This window comes from uncultured Dokdonia sp. (assembly GCF_937910895.1).
Lineage (GTDB): Bacteria > Bacteroidota > Bacteroidia > Flavobacteriales > Flavobacteriaceae > Dokdonia.
Map to the genome: position 1 here is coordinate 35103 of NZ_CALEMI010000066.1, position 21918 is coordinate 57020.

Consider the following 21918-nt stretch of genomic DNA (forward strand, 5'->3'; position numbering starts at 1 on the left):
AATATGTCAGACGTAGCTGCTATAAATCAATTAGTAGAAAAACATAAACAACTTAAAGCTGAAATTGCAAAAGTAATTGTAGGACAGGAAAGAGTCATAGATGAGATTCTTATTTCTATATTTTCTGGAGGTCACGCCTTATTAATAGGAGTCCCTGGTCTCGCAAAAACATTAATGGTAAATACCATTGCGACTGCATTAGGGCTGGATTTTAAACGTATTCAGTTTACACCTGATTTAATGCCGAGTGATATTTTGGGATCAGAGATCCTTGATGAATCGCGTCAGTTTAAGTTTATAAAAGGACCTGTATTTTCAAATATCATCTTGGCCGATGAGATCAACCGCACACCTCCAAAAACACAAGCAGCATTATTAGAAGCGATGCAAGAACGTATTGTGACTGTTGCTGGAAATAGGTACCCACTTAGTTTGCCTTATTTTGTGTTGGCAACCCAAAATCCAATTGAGCAAGAAGGAACGTATCCTTTACCAGAAGCGCAATTAGACCGTTTTATGTTTGCAATTAACCTAGATTATCCTTCATTTCAGGAAGAAGTAGATGTTGTAAAAGCAACCACTTCAGATCATAAGCCTGTCGTAAATTCGCTTTTTTCTGATCAAGAAATTATTGATTTTCAGCAGTTAATTCGTCGTATTCCTGTCGCAGACAATGTGATAGAATATGCGGTACAACTTGTAAGCAAAACAAGGCCCAAGACCAAAACAGCCACACAAATTATTAATGATTATGTAGATTGGGGAGCAGGACCAAGAGCCTCTCAAAACTTAATATTAGGCGCAAAAACGCATGCAGCTGTCAACGGTAAATATTCTCCAGATATTGAAGATGTACAAGCCGTTGCTACGGGAATTTTACGTCATAGATTAATTAAAAATTATAAAGCAGAAGCAGAAGGTCTCAGCATAGAAGATATTATTAAAAGCTTATTTTAAAATTATTCTATAAGCATGAATTATAAAGCTAAAAGGATATTTCTATTAGGAGAGGAATGGTTTTTTTTTAAAATTTATTTGGGTCCAGAAACATCGGAAGTGTTTTTAACTGAAGAATTTTATAATATTGTAAATCACCTTCTTAAAAATAATATTATTACTGAATGGTTCTTTATAAGATATGCTGACCCTGATTATCATTTAAGAATACGACTTCGCTTAAAAAAACAAGAAGACATAGGTGTTTTAATACAGAAAATACTTCCAAGTATTAAACTTTATGTTGATCATGGCTTAATCTGGAATTATCAAATAGACACTTATAAACGTGAACTAGAAAGATATGGAAGTAATACCATAGATTTTAGCGAGGATATATTCTATTTTGATTCTATGTTTATCCTTTCTTTTTTGAAATATTATAAAGAGAATGATAGTAATGAAAATTTGAGATGGCTTTCTGGGTTATCTGCTATAGATAGTTTATTAGATTCTTTTAAATGTGATTTAGATACTAAAATTTTTATTTCTAACTTTTTAAAAGAAAGCTATTATAAAGAGTTTGGTGTATCTAAGATTTTTAGACAAGAACTTAGCAAGAAATATAGAGCCAATAAAAAAGAAATAGAATTCTTTTTGACTAAATCTTATTGTAATGATAAAAATTATGATTTTTTAAGTAATCTTATTAATACTAAAGAAGAAAACATCAAAGGTCCTTGTTTAGATATTATAGATAGTGAAGCCCAGGGGACATTAGATGTATCTATAAATAGTTTGATCTGTAGTCATATTCATATGTTATGTAATAGGTTATTTTTAGTAAAAAATAGAGCTAATGAATTAGTGATTTATGATTTCTTATTTAGATATTATCAATCATTAAAGGCAAGAAGAAAATAGTTTATGATAATAATAAAAAAGAATCCCATTCTTTAATTTTTATATTGTCTATAGAGCATAATACAGAAGAAACACCAGTGACTCCATCAAGTAAAGACATATAATTTATGTTTTCTACATCATCTCTTAAACTAAAAAATACATCGTCTGATTTTTTATAACCAAGAGTTTCTTTTAACCAATATGTTGCAGCTTCCTTAACTCTGTAATCATCAATTTTTTTAGATAATTTTGAATAAATATGAGCTAGACCAGCACTTCCATGACAAAAACAAGCATCTTTTATGATTGTTTCAGCCGGCTCTTTTCTCGAAGTAGTTTGAATTATTAAGTCTTTAAAATGCTTAATTAACAGTTTATCTTCCAATGATGTTGCTGCAAAAAACAAAGCATGTAAAGCTCCCAAATCTCCATAACACCATGCTAATCTAGAGAATGATTGTTTATTTGAAGAGTAACTCTCAACACTTATAGAAGAAGGATATATAGACCCTGTTTCTTCAATTTTTTGCTCATTTCTATTATAAAAGGAAATGATATTATACATCATATCTTTTGATAAATCTGAGTTTATATTGTGGTTATAGCATTTGGAGAGGAAAAATAATAAACTTGCATTTCCATGGGCAAGCCCAAAATCATATACCATCTTTTTAGTTCTAAATTGGTCGTATGTTTGCCATTTAAATTCATGTTCATCTTTAATAATTTTATCATATATTTTTTGAACTAAAATTGCTATAGAAGAAAAATATTTTTTGCGCTTTATAAGGTACAAGGCAATTCCAATTGATCCATGAAGGGGGTCAAAGTTATTTTCATTTTGACCAGTTTCATACATAGTATCCTCTAGAATTTCATCAATCTCTTCCAATGTGTCTTCTAGATCATATTCACTTAAATTATTTTCTTGGATATAATGTAGACAGAAACCTACGCCAGCTATACCATTACTTAAAGAAACAAATAGATTTGAATTTTCATCAAGAGTTTCAATAATGTATTCAATATGCTCATCGATATATATAGAACGATCTAATGTTTCATTATTTAAACATAAAATGGCATTTGAAAAAAGTAGAGAACATCGACCAGAAAGGAGACCTACATTTCCTTCGTTAATATGAGTCGAGAGATCTTGAGAAAAAAAATGTTCAAATTCTATTATAATTTTTTTAATCTGCTCTTTATGCATTATTGTAGCTTTAATCTTTTATTAATCTCGATGAAAATCTAGTTTTATAAAATTTACTTTTCTTTAAAAAAACTAAATATAAGTTGATTTGTATATGAGTTTGAACTTTTTTCTTTTTTGACTATTCTTTGGTTTAGAAATAAAAATTCTCTGATAGAAATTATAGCTTTGTTTTTGGTCAGATTCAAGAAAATTTTTATTAAATCAATATTTAATAAACTGATTGTAATTTCAAGATCTCCTTCTGATAAAATAAAAATATCTGGAATTTTTCTTTTTTCCTTAAACTCTAAGATTTTAGACCTTAGTAGTTCATCACTATGAAAAGAATTTCTAATATCCTTAAGCTCTTCATTTTGTATGTACCATGTCGCATATCGTAGGATAACGCTATCATGCTCAATTCTTGGGATATAGTCAAAAAGTGAAGTTAAAGGTCCAATATCCAAATAAAACTCATTAGTTGTATTTTCATTCTGATAATCACACAAGAATTTATATATAGGTAGACTGCTATCATGATAGTTATGTGCGGTAGAAAGTTGTGGTTTTATTTCTTTATTTAACTGTTTAGATTTTAAGTATATTTTCCCATATGCATTTACAGATACATAAATATCATTTATATCTATAGTGTGCATTTTGTCTACACTTGATTTTGCTATATATGGAATTTCATATTCTCTTATTGTAGGTCTTGCAAGAATATTGCCAGCTCTAGGTTCAGGAAGATGAGCAATTTCAGCAATGATTGAATTTTCATCAAAATTCTTTTCAAAATCAGCTATTTTTAATACAAAATTCTCTATTTCTTTATCTAAGTGAGAAAAACGAGCAATAAGATTTGTAGCACTGGAGCCACCAAAAGGAAGGATTTTAATTTTTTCTTGCCCGTTTTCAAGCAATAATTCAGACATTACTGAAATTGTTGAGGGTAACTGTTCTGTGTTTTCAGGAAAAATATTGATTTCTTTCTTTGTGATTTGTACTACAGCTTCTCCTTGCTTAATTGCTTTTTGAATTTTTTCATACAAAAATTTATTAATTGCATTCCATGGTAAAGAATCACTTTGTTCTATATTTATAAAAAACGGTAAGCCTTCTAATAAAGGGGATAAGCCACTTTCAGTGCTATTATTATAATATCCAATACCAGTTTCAATATCTAATACTTTTGATAGCAAAATATCCCTATCCTCATAGCGGCTTCTAAAAGATTCTTTAAAATCTTTCATTGTATCAGTTTTATTATTTGGTCTTAATTTATTAATAACATAAATTCCATTTTTTATTTTATTAATAAGATTGCTTTCTATTGTAATATTAGATGCAGAAGATTTTAAATCAATTTGAATAAGGTTATTAAGATTTTGATGTTCAAAATATTTCTTTAAATTCTGTTTGAGCTCATTGATATTGGCTATCAAATTTTCAGGTTCCTCTTTTATTGTTTGTATAGATTTTTCAAGATTGAAAACAAATTCATATAATTCTGGTGATAAAGAAATAAATTTCAATTTTTTAATAAGAAAATCAAAGTTGTCATCACCTGTAACGCCTAGCTGTAGTTCATCTACTAAGACTTGATTATCAATTAATTCATGAATGTATTCCTTAGCTTCGTCAGGATCAACCTCTACATGATCTACTATAAAATCTGTGAGTTCTTTAAAACTGCAAATATCTTTTGAAAAAAGTAATAGATTTTCTAGATAACTAGTATGTTCTATTTCACTTACCTTAAACTTATAGTTTCCAGCGACTATATATTTTTCTATATATCTAATATTATTCCCAATAGTATAAATGGAGTTATTAGGTATATATGAGAGTTGTTCTCTAATGGGTTCTTGGGATACAAGCATAGAGACAATAGATTGTAATATACCCATATCTAATCTTGAGTAATAGCTACAATCATTAATAGAAAGATTCGTGGTGTTGGTAATTTTTCCTATCCCAATTCCAGCCATAAGGCCATAAGGTGTACATCTACTAGATATTCTAATAAAATACTTAATAATTGATGATTGTACTTTCTCTTTTTTCTTAAGATCAAGTTCGCCTAACAACATTTTTTGTATTCGATTATATAAAACAGGGGATGCTATGTATATAGCATCCATAAAAAATTTATTTTTACATAAATCTTCATAATCTTCATCTTTAAATTCTTTTTGAAATAGATATTGTTTTAGCTCTTCAAACGTAAAAGATGGTGTGCGTATTAAAAAATCATCAAAATATGAATACATTTTTTTGTTATAATTTGTTTCTATATCTGGCGTAACTTGATATTTGTTTATTTAATTTTTTTTAAAAGGCTCATTGAACCTTTCTTTTAATAATTTGCTTTTTGATCAACTTTATTTGACCTTGGTGACTAAGCTCATCATCAAGAAGATGTCTATATATAGAATAGATGTTATCTTTTCCTTTTTTATCATTTAATAACCAATCATCATCTTTTTTCATAAAATGTTTAATGATTAGATCTCTAGTTTCAAGCATTAGACCAGTATAGTAATTAATAGGATGATTTTTTATCATTTTTTTTACGAGATTTTCTTGGAATGCAGGAGTATATCTTACAATCTCTTCATTTGTCATAAATCTTTTTTCAAGATGTGTAATCAAAAACTCAAATTGTAAAAAATTTATATGTAGTAATAAGCTTCCAATACTATTAGTATAGTACTCATTACTATAATCTAATTGACTAGTACTTAGCCTTCCTACCAAGAAAAAAGTGTTTAATCTAATTTGTATCATATTATATATCAATACGTCAAATACAGGAGAATAATGTATAGGTTCTTTAACATTGTAAGATAGCATGCAGTAAATTGTATTAAATGAAGTTGATTTTTTTAAACTAATTTTAGAGTAAGTTTTAGTTTAAAAGCAAAAAGAGGATTTAATTAAATCCTCTTTTTGAAAAATAATAATAATATATTATTGTTGTGGACATCTAACAATCTCTGATGGTCTACAATTAAAATCATAGGTTAAACCTCCACACTGAGTACCTATAGACTCACAAGTCTCTAGTGTTTGTACAGACGGACAAGGGGATCCATTAGATGGTCCACCTGCTCCTCCTAAAGTGATTTTTGCTCCTAACTTAGAAATTTCTTTCTTTTTCAATGACAACTTCTTTACATTTTTTTTTTGCATAATTTTCGTATTTTATATGATTATAATACTTTAAATATACTTTTTTTTTTAAAGTCTAAAATTATATTTTATAATTTAACATTATAATATTCATATCTGGAGCATTATATAAAGCAGATTTACGCTTTCGCGAAAGCGTATCCAGTTAGAAACCCTCAAAGGGACTAGAAATTATACATTTTACAATTTCTAGTCCCTTTTTTTATGATTATGATATTATTATAGGGTGTTTTTTCGCATATCTCATTTATAAGATGTGATATAGGGAATCGTTGGCGTTGCTATTGTCTTTGTCGCTTCGTTTTCGTAATTTCGCTAGATTGATAAATAAGGTAGCTCGTACTACCAATAAACAACTTTAATAAACCAAAAAGTATATGGCATTTGATATAGAAATGATCAAGGGAGTCTACAAAAAAATGGCAGAGCGTGTAGATACAGCTCGTGACCTTGTAGGAAAACCATTAACCCTTTCTGAAAAGATTTTATATTCCCATTTATGGGAAGGAACACCTACAAAAGCTTTTGAAAGAGGCAAACATTATGTAGATTTTGCTCCAGATAGAATAGCTTGTCAAGATGCTACTGCACAAATGGCTTTATTACAGTTTATGCAAGCCGGTAAAGATAAAGTAGCAGTTCCCACCACTGTACATTGTGATCACTTAATCCAAGCAAAAGAAGGAGCTGCAAAAGATTTAAAGCATGCAAATGACGTAAGTAGTGAGGTATTTAATTTCTTGGAGTCTGTATCAAATAAATATGGTATTGGTTTCTGGAAGCCTGGTGCAGGAATTATTCATCAAGTAGTTTTAGAAAATTATGCCTTTCCAGGCGGAATGATGATTGGTACTGATTCGCATACCGTAAACGCAGGTGGTCTAGGTATGGTCGCTATTGGTGTTGGTGGAGCAGATGCTGTAGATGTAATGGCAGGAATGGCGTGGGAGCTTAAATTCCCTAAACTTATCGGAGTTAAACTTACAGGTAAATTAAGTGGATGGACAGCACCTAAAGATGTGATTCTTAAAGTAGCTGAAATTCTTACCGTAAAAGGAGGAACTGGAGCTATTGTTGAATATTTTGGACCTGGTGCGACTGCAATGTCTTGTACAGGAAAGGGAACTATCTGTAATATGGGAGCCGAAATAGGAGCAACCACGTCTACGTTTGGATATGATGAGTCGATGGAGCGTTACTTAAGAGCAACCGATAGAGAAGATGTAGCCGATGCCGCAAATAAAGTAAAAGAACACCTTACTGCAGATCCAGAAGTATATGCAAATCCTGAGCAGTATTTTGATCAGGTGATAGAAATTAATCTTTCAGAATTAGGGCCGTTATTAAATGGTCCATTTACCCCAGATTTATCTACAACAGTAGGTACTGAAATGACCAAAAAGGCAACAGCAAATGAATGGCCTTTACAAGTAGAATGGGGATTAATCGGATCTTGTACCAATTCATCTTACGAAGATTTATCAAGAGCCTCTTCAATTGCACAACAAGCGATTGATAAAGGGTTGAAGATGAAGTCAGAATTAGGGATTAACCCAGGTTCTGAACAAGTACGCTACACTGCAGAACGAGACGGAATCTTACAAGTTTTTGAAAACTTAGATGCTAAGATTTTTACCAATGCATGTGGCCCTTGTATCGGGCAGTGGGCACGTTATAGTGATCCTAAAAATGCACCCAAGAATAGTATCGTACATTCTTTTAATAGAAACTTTGCAAAGCGTGCAGATGGAAATCCTAATACGCATGCCTTTGTAGCTTCTCCGGAAATCACAGCAGCAATCGCAATTGCAGGTCGTTTGGACTTTAATCCGCTTACAGATTCATTAATTAATGAAGATGGACAAGAAGTGATGTTTGATGAGCCTACAGGATGGGAATTACCTCCAAAAGGATTTGAAGTAAAAGATAATGGATACTTAGCACCAGAAGAAGATGGAAGACACATTATTGTTGTTGTTAATGAAGATTCAGAACGTTTACAATTATTAACACCATTTGAACCTTTAGGAAATGCTATTACAGGAGCTAAATTATTGATAAAGGCATTTGGAAAATGTACCACCGATCATATTTCAATGGCAGGTCCTTGGTTACGTTTCAGAGGTCATCTAGATAATATTGCAAACAATACGTTGATAGGAGCCGTAAACGCTTTTAATAAAAAAACAAACTTTGTTAAGAATCAATTAACTGGGGAATATGGAGGTGTACCAGATACACAACGTGCATACAAAGCCGCAGGGATTAAAACAATAGTAGTAGGAGATCATAACTATGGTGAAGGATCCTCTCGTGAGCATGCTGCCATGCAACCACGTCACTTAGGAGTGGCTGCGGTGATTGTAAAAAGTTTTGCACGTATCCATGAGACTAATCTTAAAAAACAAGGGATGCTCGGATTAACTTTTGCTAATGAAGCAGATTACGATCTTATCCAAGAAGATGATACGTTCAACTTCTTAGACTTAAACGAGTTTGCTCCAGATAAGCCATTAACGATAGAGGTTGTTCATGCCGATGGAAGTAAAGACGTGATTAAAGTAAACCATACCTATAACCAACCTCAAATTGATTGGTATAACGAAGGAAGTGCTTTAAACCTGATCAAAAAGGAAAATGCTGCATAAGCTTATGAATATGATATATAGAAAAGAGCTATCCTAACCGATGGCTCTTTTTTTGTAAGAAATACTTGGCAATACCGACTATTTCTATTGGTTCAAAAAATAGGTTGAATTCCTACCTTGTCTTATACAACAGCTCACTTATGAAAAAAATCAACTTAAAAAATATCCTTTTCATCATCGTGATTGCATTGCTTCTTATTCCGCAAACCAGAACACCGATTCAGGTAGCGTTCAATAAGATCAAAGTAAAGCTATTTTCTCCTTCCGCTTTCGCGAAAGCAGACCAAACCCAACTCCAACCCTTTACCTATCAACTTGCTTCTATAGATGGGCTTTCTCGTGATGCCGAAGTAGGACAAGGGAAAGTAACCTTTATCAGCTATTGGGCGACCTGGTGTCCGCCTTGTATCGCTGAGTTACCAAGTATAGAAAAACTCTATGCAGACTACGGAAACAAAATTGATTTTGTATTGATTACCCAAGAAGAGCCTACAGTTGTTAAACGATTTTTAGAGCGAAAAAAGCTTAACATTCCAGCCGTTTTTCCAAAAATGCAAACCCCTGAGTTACTTTTTGAACGTAGTATTCCTACCAATTATATCATTGATAAAACAGGAAAAATCATCATCAAAGAAAAAGGCGCCGCCAATTGGAATAGTGCTGAAGTCCGTGAGACCTTGGATAGGCTTATTAGTGAAACTACGCTTTAAAAAGTTGCGAAGCAACACATTTAAAGTGGCTAGTTGAACTAATCCCGCTTTAGAGCGAGATCTAGTATTTGATATATTTCAAGCTTGTTTCCGAGGATTATTTGAACATATATTACTCTTCCGAAGGAAGGATGTCGGTAATGATATTAACCACGTCTGTGACATAAAAGACCGTAACGGTTTTGCCATTTGCTTTAACCATTTCATCATCAATAAACACCTCAAAATCTAAGTTCTCCCCTTCATTTCCGGCAATGGAAATAAAACTAGGGAGATCACCAGCAGTGACGGTACCAGCACCTTTAAGTGTTCCTGTAATTTGATCCCAGCTCTTATTATAGTCAGCGGCATATTCTCCAAAAACAGAAGTGCCGTTATAGTGAAGATCTTGCAGGTTGTTTCGTAACTCTGAGGTATAATAGATGGTCGCATATTTGCCTTCGAGTTTGTTGAGGCCTTCCACATCCAGCGACATCGACTCAATGTTTAAATCCAAATCTATTTTGGCTCTACTTCCTATAAAATTTACTGTGACGATAAAAAAAGGATAAGCTCCGTCTTCTATGTTTTCTATTTGTCCATATTCTTGAAGCACCTCGTCTTCGGTATATACTTCATCTTCTAGTTGTACCCACTTTCGTTCAAAATAGAGCGTAGTTCTCTTGCCCAAGCTATCTGTAGCGATAGCTTCTATAAATTCTTCATCATGTCCTTTGTATTGGATGCGGAGTGGATGATACCTATCTAATTCATAATATGCTCCTAGAGGCAGATCAAAGGGATTTTTTTCAATATCGTTGGTATAAATAGATAATAAGAACAAACGCTCTGATAAGGTATCTGGCTGTGCGTAGCCAAATATTCTATGATCCTTTCTCATGTTCGCATCCAGATAGAGCATACTATCTATAATATATGCCTTAGAAACGAAATCTCCAGAGGTACGTATACTTCGTGCATGGTCTTGATCCATACTGTCCAAAGCAGCGGTCAGATTTGTTTCTTTTTCAACAGTGTTGGAGGTGTCTTTTTTACAAGAAGCAAACAGAAGCAATAGAACAATAGGAAAAATAGAAATCACTTTTTTCATGGGGGTGCATATTTGAATAACAGTAGGTATGACTAAGTATGTTAGGAATCTAGGTCAAAACTAGGTATTATTTATGGAATATGGGAGAAAAATTTATGAGGAAGGTTGGAGGGTATTTTTATATCTAGTTAAAAATACAACCACGATCATAAAAGCTGTTTTTAAGGTTTTGTGACTAAAAACTATTCCTGGTTATTTACTTATTTTTAAACTTCCTTCTTGTTCTTATATCCCTTTAGAATGATCCCAGCACACGCAACAGACTCAAAGATACCTATGAGATACCTTTTACTCAAGATCAATCCGATACCGGCAAGGACTCCAAGAATCCCTAGGATTAGCCCTATTTTGTATGCATTTTGTTATCTTTTTTTATGTGTTTATTTGATACACAAGATATTGTAAGGTGTTATGCATAATAGTAAAGTAAAAGGACATGCAGATAAAGAAAATGATTATTTTATTTTAAATGTTTATTAAAGAATGCAATGGTGCGTTCCCAAGATAGTTTAGCTGCTTCTTTGTCATAACGTGGTGTTGTATTATTATGAAATCCATGATTCACTTGAGGATAGATATACGCCGTATGCTCAATGTTATTTTCTTTAAGGATTTCCTCAAAAGCTGGCCAACCTTCATTCACACGGGTATCTAATTCTCCATATTGTAGCAATAAGGGTGTTTTAATTTTTTTAGCATCTTCGGCTTCTGGTTGTCTACCATAATAGGGTACGGCTGCTCCTAAATCGGGTAGGCGTACGGCCATCATATTTGAAATCCAGCCACCAAAACAAAAACCAACTACACCAACTTTTCCAGTACAATTTTCGTGGGTTTTTAGATAATGATACCCCGCAATAAAATCCTCAAGCATTTCATTTCGGTCAAGTTTCTTTTGCATGGTTCTACCATCATCGTCATTTCCTGGATAACCTCCTAAAGGTGATAAAGCATCTGGTGCCAGACTTATAAAACCTGCCTTTGCGGTGCGTCTTCCTACATCTTCAATATATGGATTAAGTCCTCTGTTTTCGTGAACAACAATGACTCCTGGGAGTTTTTTTGCATCTTTAGGTTTTGACAATAAGCCTTTTATGATGCCTCCTCCTTTTGGTGAGTTATAACTAATATACTCCGAATCTAAGGTTGGGTCGTCGGGTTTTACCAATAGCGAATCAATGTAGTTCGGTGACATAAAACTAAGTAAGGATGATACAGTGAGACCTCCAACCGCATAAATACCAAGTTTTTCTGCAAATTGCCTTCTGTTAAGTTTGTTGTGAGCATAATCATCATACAGGTCAAAAATCTCTTGATTGATGTCTTCTTTTTTTAGTTCTTTCATAACGAAGGGATTGCTTTAATTAAATAGTGAGTAGAAAGTTACAAATTTTAAAATAGCTCATTTAGATGCTCATAGTGAAAAGTGAAAAGTGAAAAGTGAAAAGTGAAAAGTTAACGGTTCACAAATAACCTGTAACAGAATAATGATCTTAATGAATCCATCCTTTTTTATAAGAATAGGTGCTGAACCAATAAAAGAAAATATCCAATACAATAACTACTAACGGAAATAGTAATCCTTGACCCATTCCAAAAAGGTCTATAGTATCTAAAGCTAAGATACCTCCTAACGTTTGTGCGATCACCGCTAGTACTGAAATAGCAAATAATCGAATGGCTACTTTTTTTCTAACCAAGAGCATGATAGATGCTAAAACGCCAGTAATAGTGGAAATGCCAAATAATGCATTGATCCATATAGGCGCATTACGAATAGATTCCATTTGAACCTCCGTATAGGTTTCCGCATACATTTCTACAAAAAATACGGTTTTAATAAATTCTGAGAGCCCCGCTAAATTCCACAAAAGTGCAATAATAGCGACGATCCCCAAGAGCGCATTTGGTTTGCCAAGTGTTGTCATGGTGTGTTGGTTTTTGGTTGTTTGTTTTAACAATGTACGATTTTTTTAATTTTTAGTATTTATAATACCAATTTCAAAGCTAAATTCGCAGCTATGTTTGACAAGCGATTCTATTACTTATTAAAGATTCAATACTTAGGATTTAGATATCATGGGTGGCAAAAGCAACCTGATGTGCTTACGGTAGAGCGTATGGTAGAACGCACATTTTCGTATGTGTTGGGACATAAAAATTTTAAGCTATTAGCCTCTGGTCGAACGGATGCCAAGGTTTCTGCAAATGTGGCTTATGTGGAGCTGTTCTTAAAAGATACACCGTTGCCAGAAGATGATTTCTTAACACTTTTTAATGAAAATTTACCTCAAGACATTCGTTGTTTAGAAATCACAGAAGTCGATAAGACATTTAATGTTATGGATGCACCTATAGGAAAAGAGTATATCTATCTCTTTTCACATGGCGAAAAAAACCATCCGTTTGCAGCACCCTATATGGTTAATATCACAGCAACATTAGATATTGACTTGATGAAAGAAGCGGCTCAATTATTTGTAGGAACCCACGATTTTAGAACATACGCATATAAACCCAACCCAGAAACTAGAACCATAAATACCTTAGAAATCAGTGAGATTGTTACTAACGATCTGTATACAGCTAGTTTTTTCCCTGATGAGAGTTTTATATTTCGCGTATGCGGGAAAGGATTTAAGCGACATCAAGTTCGCTTAATGATGGGTGCTTTATTTGATCTTGGACAAGGCAAAATAGATTTTGAGTTTATCAAACAAACCTTAGTTCCTGATAATGGAATCAAACTAGAACACATCGCACAGCCTAGCGGATTGATGCTTCACAATGTACGTCTGTAATCAACAAAATAGTATCTTTAATTCCTTAAACAATATCATTATGAATACAGTACCAGCTTCTTCATTTTCCTTTTTAAAAGCACTTAAAGAGAACAATCATCGGGACTGGATGACAGAACATAAGAAAGAATACCAAGCAAGTGAAAAAGCGTTAAAAGCTTTTTATGCGGACATTCAAAAGGGACTTAATGAACATGACGAAATAGAGAAATTAAAGGTATTTCGGATCAATCGAGATATTCGTTTTAGTAAAGATAAGACACCGTATAATGTACATCGGAGTGCCAGTTTTAGTAGGGCAGGAGCACACCGCAGAGGTGGTTATTATCTGCGTATAGAACCAGGAAATAAATCGGTGGTGGCGGGTGGTTTCTTTAATCCTGAGCCTAAAGACTTATTACGGATACGCAACGAATTTCAGATGGATAGTACAGAGATTCGTGCGATTCTTGCTGAGCCCGCTTTCGCGAAAGCGTATGGAGGACATTTTGAAGCTTGGGATCCTGTAAAAACAGCTCCTAAAGGATTTAGTAAAGACGATCCCAATATTGATCTCATCCGACTCAAAAGTTTTTTTGTCTCCCATACATTTACAGACGCAGAGGTACTCGCACCTGATTTTGGAAAACAAGTAGTACACCATTACCAACTCTTACGTCCGTTTTTTGATTTGATGAGTGATGTACTCACCACCGACTTAAACGGCGTTTCTTTATTAGATTAAACCTCTTTATTTTTTGCGTCGTCGTCTGGCAACAAAATACACGACAATCAGTAGTATCGGTACTACTATAAAAATAATTAACTCCAAAGGAGATGATAGATCTATAGGTGAATTATTCTGATTTTCAGGAATTTGCATTAACTCACTTTTGTCAATACCATGGGGCGTTCAAATAATTGAATATGACTAAGAAGGCGTTCTTTTGCGATATTCATCATTCGCTTATTTAATGCAGACGAATTTTCAGCATATCTGAGATATTCATCTACCGTAAATTGACCAATAATAATTCCTTTAATACCATTGCGAAACTTCATATCCTTATGAATGGCATTTTCTATATAATCGGTTCGCTTTTGAATTGATAAGTCATAGAAAACGTTTTTATGCTTTGTAATGTAGTTTCGGAAAATTTCTATAAGTAATGGATCCTGTAGCTTGAGAATAGGACGAATTGTTTCGTTTTGAAAACGTTCTTCACTACTCATTTGATCGTGCACCCTTGCCGAAGGAATTTCTGGGCGTATGCGTTTGATGTCATTGGGCCTGTCATTCATAATTTTGAGTTTTAATAAAAGTACGAATAGGTGGTACGCTTTCGCGAAAGCGTACTCATAGGTTATCAACCAGTTATTAACTAATAAAAAGGTCGTCTAAAATTACTTTCAGACGACCTTTTAAGAGTGTATGTTATATAAATGATTACTTCAAGAAATCTTCTTTGCTTTTTAATTCCATAGCAAGAGTATCTGTTTTTTCTATATACTTTGTGAACTTAGATAAGCGCTTACTTAAGATTTTTTCTAAATCTGCTTCTGCTTTTGCATATCGATCAGAAAGTAAGGAAAGGTTCTCCAATTGTGCCTGACTTGGCGCTTCATAGTTAGCTGCAACATCACTATACAATTGTCCTAGCTTTTCTCTTAACTGAGGAGGCGCAGAATCTACATAGTTATCACCAGATGTGATTACCAATGTATTTTTCAAGGCATTAAGTTCGTCAATAAGTGGTTGTGCTACTTTTTTTGCTTTTGCATCAGCCGCTATTGCTTTTTCTCCTGTTTGGATCATCTCATCCATTTTATACACCATATACGCTAAGTCTTCTTGTATATCAAACAATTTTTGAGAGGTAGCGTGTTGTGCTTCTCTTTCTTTTGCTGTAATAAAAGATTTAGGATCGTTTTGAATCTCAAAGGTAGTTTCATAGGTATCCTTTCCTTTTGTAAGAACTGCTTTATACGTACCCGCTTTTGCTCTCATAGGTTGGAAAGCTCCAAAACTTAATGTTTTTCCAGCAGCATTTTTAGGTGCTTTTGTGTTGTAATCCCAACGTACTATATTAATCCCTTTTGACTTTCCGGGCGTTAATGTAGTGATCTCATTACCTTCCATGTCCTGAATTTCTAAAGACATTTTTCCAAACGTATGTCGTTTTTGTAAATAGTATTTTAATTGTAATGCAGTACCTGGATTTGGTCCTACAAATTCCAATTCGGTACTACCACCACCAAAGCCACCTTCTTCTACCATAGTTCCTTTCTTGGTATCAAAGAAATGCACATTTTTTGCTAATACATCCTGTGTTACTTCACGTAAGGTACTTATGTCATCTATAATAATAACACCACGGCCGTGTGTTCCAGCGACTAAATCATTGGTCTTTTTTTGAAGATCAAGAAAGTGTACCGCTGTGTGCGGGAAGTTATTTGTAAAATGTGACCAGTTTTTACCTCCGTTTACCGTAATGTATAATCCGTTTTCTGCGCCTAAGAATAATAAATCTTCGTTTACATAATCTTCTTGAATATTACGAGCAAAAATAGGAATGTCATCTGTTACGATACTTGTCCACGTAGCACCATAATCCTTTGTCTTATATACATAAGGTTTCATATCTCCTCGTGCATGACCATCAAAAACGGCATAGGCAGTTCCTTTTCCATGAACACTAGCTTCGATATGATATACCCACGTGGTAGCAGGTAATCCTGAGATATTTGCCGTTACGTTTGTCCAGTTCTTACCACCATCTTTAGTGATTTGCACATTTCCATCGTCGGTACCTACCCAGATCACTTTTTCATCCAGAGGAGATTCTGCAATAGTAAAAATAGTCGTATGCTTTTCTGCTCCAGAGGTATCGTTAGAAAGTCCCCCTGATTTAGTAGGCTGCTTTGCAGGATCATTTGTGGTTAAATCTGGAGAAATAATTCGCCATGTATCTCCCATATTATCACTTACGTGCAAATACTGACTACCCATATAAAAACGATCAGGTTGATGTGTACTTACTGCCATAGGTGCATTCCAGTTAAAACGTAAATCGTCATACCCAGTAACAGGAAGTGGTTTTACATTTTTAGTATAGTTACGCTCCATATCATAGCGCCATACATTATCTGCGCCTTGCATTTCTGAATATAGAATTTCTTTGGTTGGATGTTTTAACACTCTAAAACCATCACCAACACCCACGCGTACCCAATCACGAGCTTCTACACCTCCCGGTGAAGAAGAAGGGCCATACCAAGAACCATTGTCTTGTAAACCTCCATAAATTCGATAAGGCTCAGCATCATCTACGCTAATATGATAAAACTGTGATAAAGGTAAATTACTTACAATTTCCATCGTCGTTCCTTGATTCCAAGAACGATATACACCACCATCGGTACCTACGTGCATCATATCAGAATTATTGATATCAAATACAATATCATGAATGTCTGAGTGCATATTCCCTAGCGGTACAAAGGTTTCTCCTCCATCTTTAGAGATAGATCCGCTTAAACCTCCTTTTACAACCACATCTGGATTTTTAGGATCTACCACAATTCTTGAAAAGTAAAAAGGACGAACGGTTAATGCAAAATCACTATTGGTCAGTTCCCAAGTAGCACCTGCATCGTTAGAACGGTATAATCCTTTGTCTTTTTCAGATTCGATTACAGCATATACACGGTTAGAATCAGAAGGTGCTACGGCAATTCCGATACGTCCTAAGATTCCTTCCGGAAAACCATTGTGTATTTTATTCCACGTGGCACCACCATCTGTAGATTTGTATAATGCACTACCGTTTCCTCCAGAATTAAAGTCCCATCCCGTACGTCTGTGTTCCCACATCGCAGCATAGAGTACATCTGGATTATTTGGGTCCATCATAAAATCAGCAGCTCCAGTGTTCTCATCTACGTATAGAATGTTCTTCCACGTTGTACCACCGTCTGTTGTTTTATAAATTCCGCGTTCCGTGCTTGGGCTCCAAAGCGCACCTAATACAGAAACATACACGACATCACTATTTTCAGGATGAATTTCGATACCAGAAATACGTTCTGAGTTTTCAAACCCCATTTTATCCCAATTGACACCACCGTCTTTTGATCTGTATAAACCATCTCCGACAGAGACAGAGTTACGCGTCCATATTTCACCTGTACCTACCCAAACCGTTTTATCTGGATCATTAGGGTCTATAGCAACTTGTCCTATAGATTGGATGTGTTCTTCAAAAATAGGCGAGTAGGATGCACCTCCATTGCTAGACTTCCATACACCACCACCAGCGGTACCAGTATAGATGATTTGTGGATTGGTTGGGTGAACTTCCATATCGATGATACGTCCACTCATTAGGGCTGGACCAATTTGTCTAGCAGTAATGTCACCAAAAAGTTCTTTTCCCTTAAGAACGATTTCTTGAGCACTACCTACTAAAGTAAAGGATGCAAAGAGACACCCTAAAAAAATGTTTTTAGTTTTCATGAGAATTATGATTGATTGTTGTTTGTATATTTTTTCGCTTAAAGCGAAATAAAAAACCTCAATCAGAAACGATTGAGGTTTTGTATATGATCAAGTATTATTCTTGAACTGGGAAGGCAAACATCTCGTCTGTTACTTCTGGGTTCACTACGATACTTTTAATTTCTAATGCTTGTCCGCCAAAAACAGTTCTAGCAAACGCAAAATATAAGCCATCTACTTCTGTATAGTCACTATAAGTATCTTTAGAAATTTGTCCTTTTGCAGGTCCTGCTTGTATTTCTGAAGCGGTTTGAATAGGGACAAAATTTTCTGTTTCAAAGTAATATGTTACTTTATTATCTACCATCTCTCCGTCAGCTTTCACAGGATCCATAGTAACTTCAACTTTATACGTGTTCGTTCCATCTATGATCTCTTCTCCTAAAAGTTCAACTGTAAACCCTTTGTCTTTGTAATTTAAGAATGGGCTAGGGAACGTTTTACCTGATAGTATTTTAAAATTCTCTAAGGTTTCAGAATCTACTTTTTCTGATTTCATAGACTGGAAGTTTGTTGTCCAAGCCACGTCACCGTCAAAAGCTAATTGTGTAATTTCTTGTCCTTGTAAGTTAATTTTAATCATTTGACGTCCGTCTTTCATTTCAATAATTGTAACAGGAATTTCCATTCCTTGATTTACAACAGCATTAATTTGAAGTCCTTCGAGTTTGCCCCAAGCTTCTTCACCACCAGTATTTTCAAAGTAATTTGCAATGATCTCATCTGCGGTTTGTGCTTGCGTAGGGATCGCAACAGCTATCAATACTACTGCAATTAATAATTTAATCGTTTTCATAAAAGTCTAATTTGTGTATAATTAATGTTTGATGTCTAGCCATAAGACTATGAACTCTTTTTTTTGTTACACGTTTTTTAATTTTTTTTAGTACTTTTTTATTGGTAACAAAATCAGTGTTCTGTAATTAATATAAGGTTTTCTTTATCAAAAAGAGAACAAGATAAGAATAGTTATAATACTATGTATAGATCATTATTAATGAATTTCTGTTTTACGCTAACGTTATCGTTGATTTGTATTGCAAATAAAGGAGGTAAAATCTATTTATTTTATCTTTATGATCTTAGACCACAGAAAGATGAAATTTGGAAAAGTAGATCACCCAGAAACGATAGATTTTACACTCCCTCAAGATCATATAGATACAGAAAAAGTCTTAAGTACTACTACTTCAGCTCCTTTGCAAGTCTATGTAGGTTGTGCTAAATGGAATAAACAAGATTTGAAAAACTTTTATCCACGAGGCACCAAAGATGAATTGGGCTATTACTCTAGTCAGTTTAACTGTATAGAACTCAATGCGACCTTTTACAGACTTTTTCCTAAAGAGCAATATGAGAAATGGTATGATAAAACGCCTGAAGGATTTAAGTTCTTCCCTAAAATTACCAATAATATTAGCCACTTAAAACGACTTATTGATGCAGAACAGTATATTCCTGAATACCTAGATCACACCTTAGCACTCAAAGAAAAGTTAGGTACTATCTTTTTACAGATGCACAATAACTTCCAACCTAAAAATTTTGACCGCGTTGATAATTTTATAAATCATTGGCCTTCGCATGTTCCCATAGCATTGGAGTTTAGACACACTGATTGGTTTAATGATCCTCAGGTAGCAGAACGATTATATCATACCCTCGAAGAACATAATATGGCAAATGTATTGGTGGATACGGCAGGCAGACGTGATATTATGCACATGCGATTAACAAATAATGAAGCTTTTATACGCTTTGTAGGAGCCAACCATGAGAGTGATTATACACGCTTAGACGATTGGATAGTGAGATTACAAAAATGGATCGCTCAGGGATTAAAGAACATTCATTTTTTCATTCATCAGAATGTAGAGGTGGAGTCACCATTACTAACCGCTTATTTTATTAAAAAGTTGAATAGTGAATTGTCTTTAGATTTAAAAATACCTCAAACACTTTCACAGAATAATACAAACACACCAACCTTATTTTAATGGGAACGATATATGTAGTAATGGGCGTTTCTGGCGTAGGAAAGACGACCATAGGAAAAGCGATTGCAAAACAGCTACAAGTTCCTTTTTATGATGCCGATGATTTCCATCCTCAAAAAAATAAAGACAAAATGGCTTCGGGTGTTGCCTTACAAGATGAAGATCGTTGGCCTTGGCTAGATGCTATTGTAGCTCAGTATCCTCAGTGGAAAACCAAGGGTGCTGTTTTAGCTTGTTCTGCGCTTAAAGAAAAATATCGCAAACGTCTCGAAGTTGACCAACTACACGTTAAGACTATATATCTTTCGGCTAGTTGTACGCTTGTCAAAGAACGCTTAGCAGCGCGTACAGATCACTTTTTCAATCCCGACTTATTACAATCACAATTTGATGCTTTAGAAGCACCACGAGCAGGTATTATTTGTGATGCTACCATGCCTAAAGAGGCATTAGTAAAACATATTATGAATACAATACAACAACAAACTTTATCACAGTTAGGACTCATTGGGTTAGGGGTGATGGGGAAATCGCTTTCGCGAAATTTTGCAAATCACGATATAACCTTGTCCTTATACAACAGACACTTAGCTGATGTAGAAGAAAACGTCGCTATGCAGTTTGTACGTTCATATCCAGAATTACAACATAGTAAAGGCTTTGATGATATAGAAGCTTTTGTAAACTCTCTTGCGCTTCCGCGAAAAATATTCCTGATGGTCAATTCCGGTCCTGCAGTCGATGCTGTAATAGCCTCACTAGAACCCTATTTATCTAAAGGAGATATTATTATGGATGGAGGAAATAGCCATTATTTAGATACCGAAAGACGTGTAGAAACTTTGCAAGAAAAAGGAATTCACTTTATGGGAGTAGGTGTTTCAGGAGGAGAAGAAGGCGCTCTAAAAGGACCTTCAATCATGCCAAGCGGTACCGCCGAAGCCTACAAACAAGTTGGGATTTTTTTAGAAACCATAGCCGCTAGAGATGCACAGAATAATGCTTGTTGTGCCAGAGTAGGCGCTGGAGGTTCTGGTCATTTTATAAAAATGATTCACAATGGTATTGAATATGCCGAAATGCAACTTATCGCCGAAGTGTATGATATCTTACATTACCATTGTATGGTTTCACTAGAAGATATTGCACACACCTTTGACACTTGGAATGCTGGAGAAGAAAATAGTTATTTATTAGAAATATCATCAAAGATCTTACGTAAAACAGAAAATGGGCAACCACTTATAGATGTAATACTAGACAAAGCCCAACAAAAAGGAACTGGAAGTTGGAGTACTACGGCAGCCTTGCAAATAGGAACTCCTTTTGATACAATTGCACAAGCAGTACTTGCACGAATTATATCGTCAGAAAAAGTACAACGTGTTAAAGGACAACAACGCTATAAAATCAAAAGAGAAGAAATTAAACACCTTGAGATTGCTACCATAAAAAGTGCCTATCAAACAGCACGTATCATTAATCACGCGATAGGTTTTGAAACCTTACGTAAAGCTTCGATTCATTACAAATGGGAATTACATCTTTCAGAGATTGCACGTATATGGACCAATGGCTGTATTATACGTTCCAAACTGATGCAACAATTAATTGGTGTTCTAGACGGATTTGATGACAGTATATTATTTCACGAAAGTGTGATTCCGCAAATCACAAAAGGACAATCTGCGTTAAAACAAGTAGTACCAAAAGCCGTAGGAGCAGGAGCTGCTATTCCTGTTTTTAGTGCGTCACTTTCCTATTTTAATGCGATGATTCAAGGCGATTCATCAGCGAGTATGATTCAAGCACAACGGGACTTTTTTGGCGCGCACACCTACGAACGAAAAGATAGAGAAGGATCATTTCATACGGTTTGGGATGCATAGCTATGAGTCTGTGA

At 34.4% G+C, this 21918-nt stretch carries 18 protein-coding genes; 8 read left to right on the forward strand and 10 right to left on the reverse strand.

Going from position 1 to position 21918, the window contains the following annotated elements:
• The first annotated feature begins 3 nt into the window (after nucleotides 1-3).
• Nucleotides 4-957: a MoxR family ATPase gene (locus Q0505_RS08025; protein WP_299211111.1), complete on the forward strand. Its 954-nt coding sequence runs from the start codon at nucleotides 4-6 to the stop codon at nucleotides 955-957.
• 15 nt (nucleotides 958-972) lie between these two features.
• Entirely contained in the window at nucleotides 973-1860 is an 888-nt protein-coding gene (locus tag Q0505_RS08030; protein WP_299211114.1) for a thiopeptide-type bacteriocin biosynthesis protein, read from the forward strand.
• Between the two features lies 1 nt (nucleotide 1861).
• Here Q0505_RS08030 and Q0505_RS08035 read toward each other — a convergent pair whose 3' ends face one another.
• From Q0505_RS08035 to Q0505_RS08050, 4 genes are all read right to left on the reverse strand, one after another.
• A complete protein-coding gene (locus Q0505_RS08035; protein WP_299211116.1) occupies nucleotides 1862-3055 on the reverse strand; it encodes a lanthionine synthetase LanC family protein in 1194 nt (397 codons plus the stop codon).
• Nucleotides 3056-3108: 53 nt separating this feature from the next.
• Nucleotides 3109-5310 (reverse strand): lantibiotic dehydratase family protein, encoded by a 2202-nt coding sequence (locus Q0505_RS08040; protein ID WP_299211119.1) that lies wholly within the window; start codon nucleotides 5308-5310, stop codon nucleotides 3109-3111.
• Between the two features lie 70 nt (nucleotides 5311-5380).
• On the reverse strand, nucleotides 5381-5827 hold the full coding sequence (locus Q0505_RS08045; RefSeq protein WP_299211122.1) for a hypothetical protein: 447 nt from the start codon (nucleotides 5825-5827) through the stop codon (nucleotides 5381-5383).
• 183 nt (nucleotides 5828-6010) lie between these two features.
• Nucleotides 6011-6232, reverse strand: a complete 222-nt coding sequence (locus tag Q0505_RS08050) for a hypothetical protein (RefSeq protein WP_299211125.1) — start codon at nucleotides 6230-6232, stop codon at nucleotides 6011-6013.
• 377 nt (nucleotides 6233-6609) lie between these two features.
• Here Q0505_RS08050 and Q0505_RS08055 point away from each other — a divergent pair, with 377 nt between their 5' ends.
• A complete protein-coding gene (locus Q0505_RS08055; RefSeq protein ID WP_299211128.1) occupies nucleotides 6610-8880 on the forward strand; it encodes an aconitate hydratase in 2271 nt (756 codons plus the stop codon).
• Nucleotides 8881-9020: 140 nt separating this feature from the next.
• Nucleotides 9021-9590 carry a TlpA disulfide reductase family protein gene (locus Q0505_RS08060; protein ID WP_299211131.1) on the forward strand — a complete coding sequence of 190 codons (570 nt, stop codon included), beginning with the start codon at nucleotides 9021-9023 and terminating at the stop codon, nucleotides 9588-9590.
• Between the two features lie 112 nt (nucleotides 9591-9702).
• On the opposite strand, the gene Q0505_RS08065 is transcribed toward Q0505_RS08060, so the two are convergent.
• From Q0505_RS08065 to Q0505_RS08075, 3 genes are all read right to left on the reverse strand, one after another.
• Entirely contained in the window at nucleotides 9703-10680 is a 978-nt protein-coding gene (locus Q0505_RS08065; RefSeq protein WP_299211134.1) for a hypothetical protein, read from the reverse strand.
• Between the two features lie 460 nt (nucleotides 10681-11140).
• Nucleotides 11141-12025 (reverse strand): dienelactone hydrolase family protein, encoded by an 885-nt coding sequence (locus tag Q0505_RS08070; RefSeq protein ID WP_299211137.1) that lies wholly within the window; start codon nucleotides 12023-12025, stop codon nucleotides 11141-11143.
• Nucleotides 12026-12173: 148 nt separating this feature from the next.
• Nucleotides 12174-12608 carry a hypothetical protein gene (locus Q0505_RS08075; RefSeq protein ID WP_299211140.1) on the reverse strand — a complete coding sequence of 145 codons (435 nt, stop codon included), beginning with the start codon at nucleotides 12606-12608 and terminating at the stop codon, nucleotides 12174-12176.
• Nucleotides 12609-12701: 93 nt separating this feature from the next.
• Here Q0505_RS08075 and Q0505_RS08080 point away from each other — a divergent pair, with 93 nt between their 5' ends.
• Entirely contained in the window at nucleotides 12702-13481 is a 780-nt protein-coding gene (locus Q0505_RS08080; RefSeq protein ID WP_299211143.1) for a tRNA pseudouridine(38-40) synthase TruA, read from the forward strand.
• Between the two features lie 40 nt (nucleotides 13482-13521).
• Nucleotides 13522-14205: a DUF2461 domain-containing protein gene (locus Q0505_RS08085; protein WP_299211146.1), complete on the forward strand. Its 684-nt coding sequence runs from the start codon at nucleotides 13522-13524 to the stop codon at nucleotides 14203-14205.
• Nucleotides 14206-14342: 137 nt separating this feature from the next.
• Here Q0505_RS08085 and Q0505_RS08090 read toward each other — a convergent pair whose 3' ends face one another.
• The 3 genes from Q0505_RS08090 to Q0505_RS08100 all read right to left on the reverse strand — a co-directional run bounded on the left by Q0505_RS08090 (nucleotide 14343) and on the right by Q0505_RS08100 (nucleotide 18814).
• Nucleotides 14343-14762, reverse strand: a complete 420-nt coding sequence (locus Q0505_RS08090; RefSeq protein WP_299211148.1) for a glyoxalase — start codon at nucleotides 14760-14762, stop codon at nucleotides 14343-14345.
• 145 nt (nucleotides 14763-14907) lie between these two features.
• Nucleotides 14908-17976 (reverse strand): hypothetical protein, encoded by a 3069-nt coding sequence (locus Q0505_RS08095; protein ID WP_299211151.1) that lies wholly within the window; start codon nucleotides 17974-17976, stop codon nucleotides 14908-14910.
• Between the two features lie 97 nt (nucleotides 17977-18073).
• Nucleotides 18074-18814 (reverse strand): outer membrane lipoprotein-sorting protein, encoded by a 741-nt coding sequence (locus Q0505_RS08100; RefSeq protein ID WP_299211154.1) that lies wholly within the window; start codon nucleotides 18812-18814, stop codon nucleotides 18074-18076.
• Nucleotides 18815-19115: 301 nt separating this feature from the next.
• Between Q0505_RS08100 and Q0505_RS08105 the strand changes: the two genes are divergently transcribed.
• Together Q0505_RS08105 and gndA are read left to right on the forward strand one after the other, a co-directional pair.
• Entirely contained in the window at nucleotides 19116-20015 is a 900-nt protein-coding gene (locus Q0505_RS08105; protein WP_299211157.1) for a DUF72 domain-containing protein, read from the forward strand.
• Complete coding sequence (gene gndA, locus Q0505_RS08110; RefSeq protein ID WP_299211160.1) at nucleotides 20015-21904, forward strand: NADP-dependent phosphogluconate dehydrogenase; 1890 nt, start codon at nucleotides 20015-20017, stop codon at nucleotides 21902-21904. The genes Q0505_RS08105 and gndA overlap by 1 nt, the downstream gene beginning before the upstream one ends.
• Nucleotides 21905-21918: the final 14 nt, after the last annotated feature.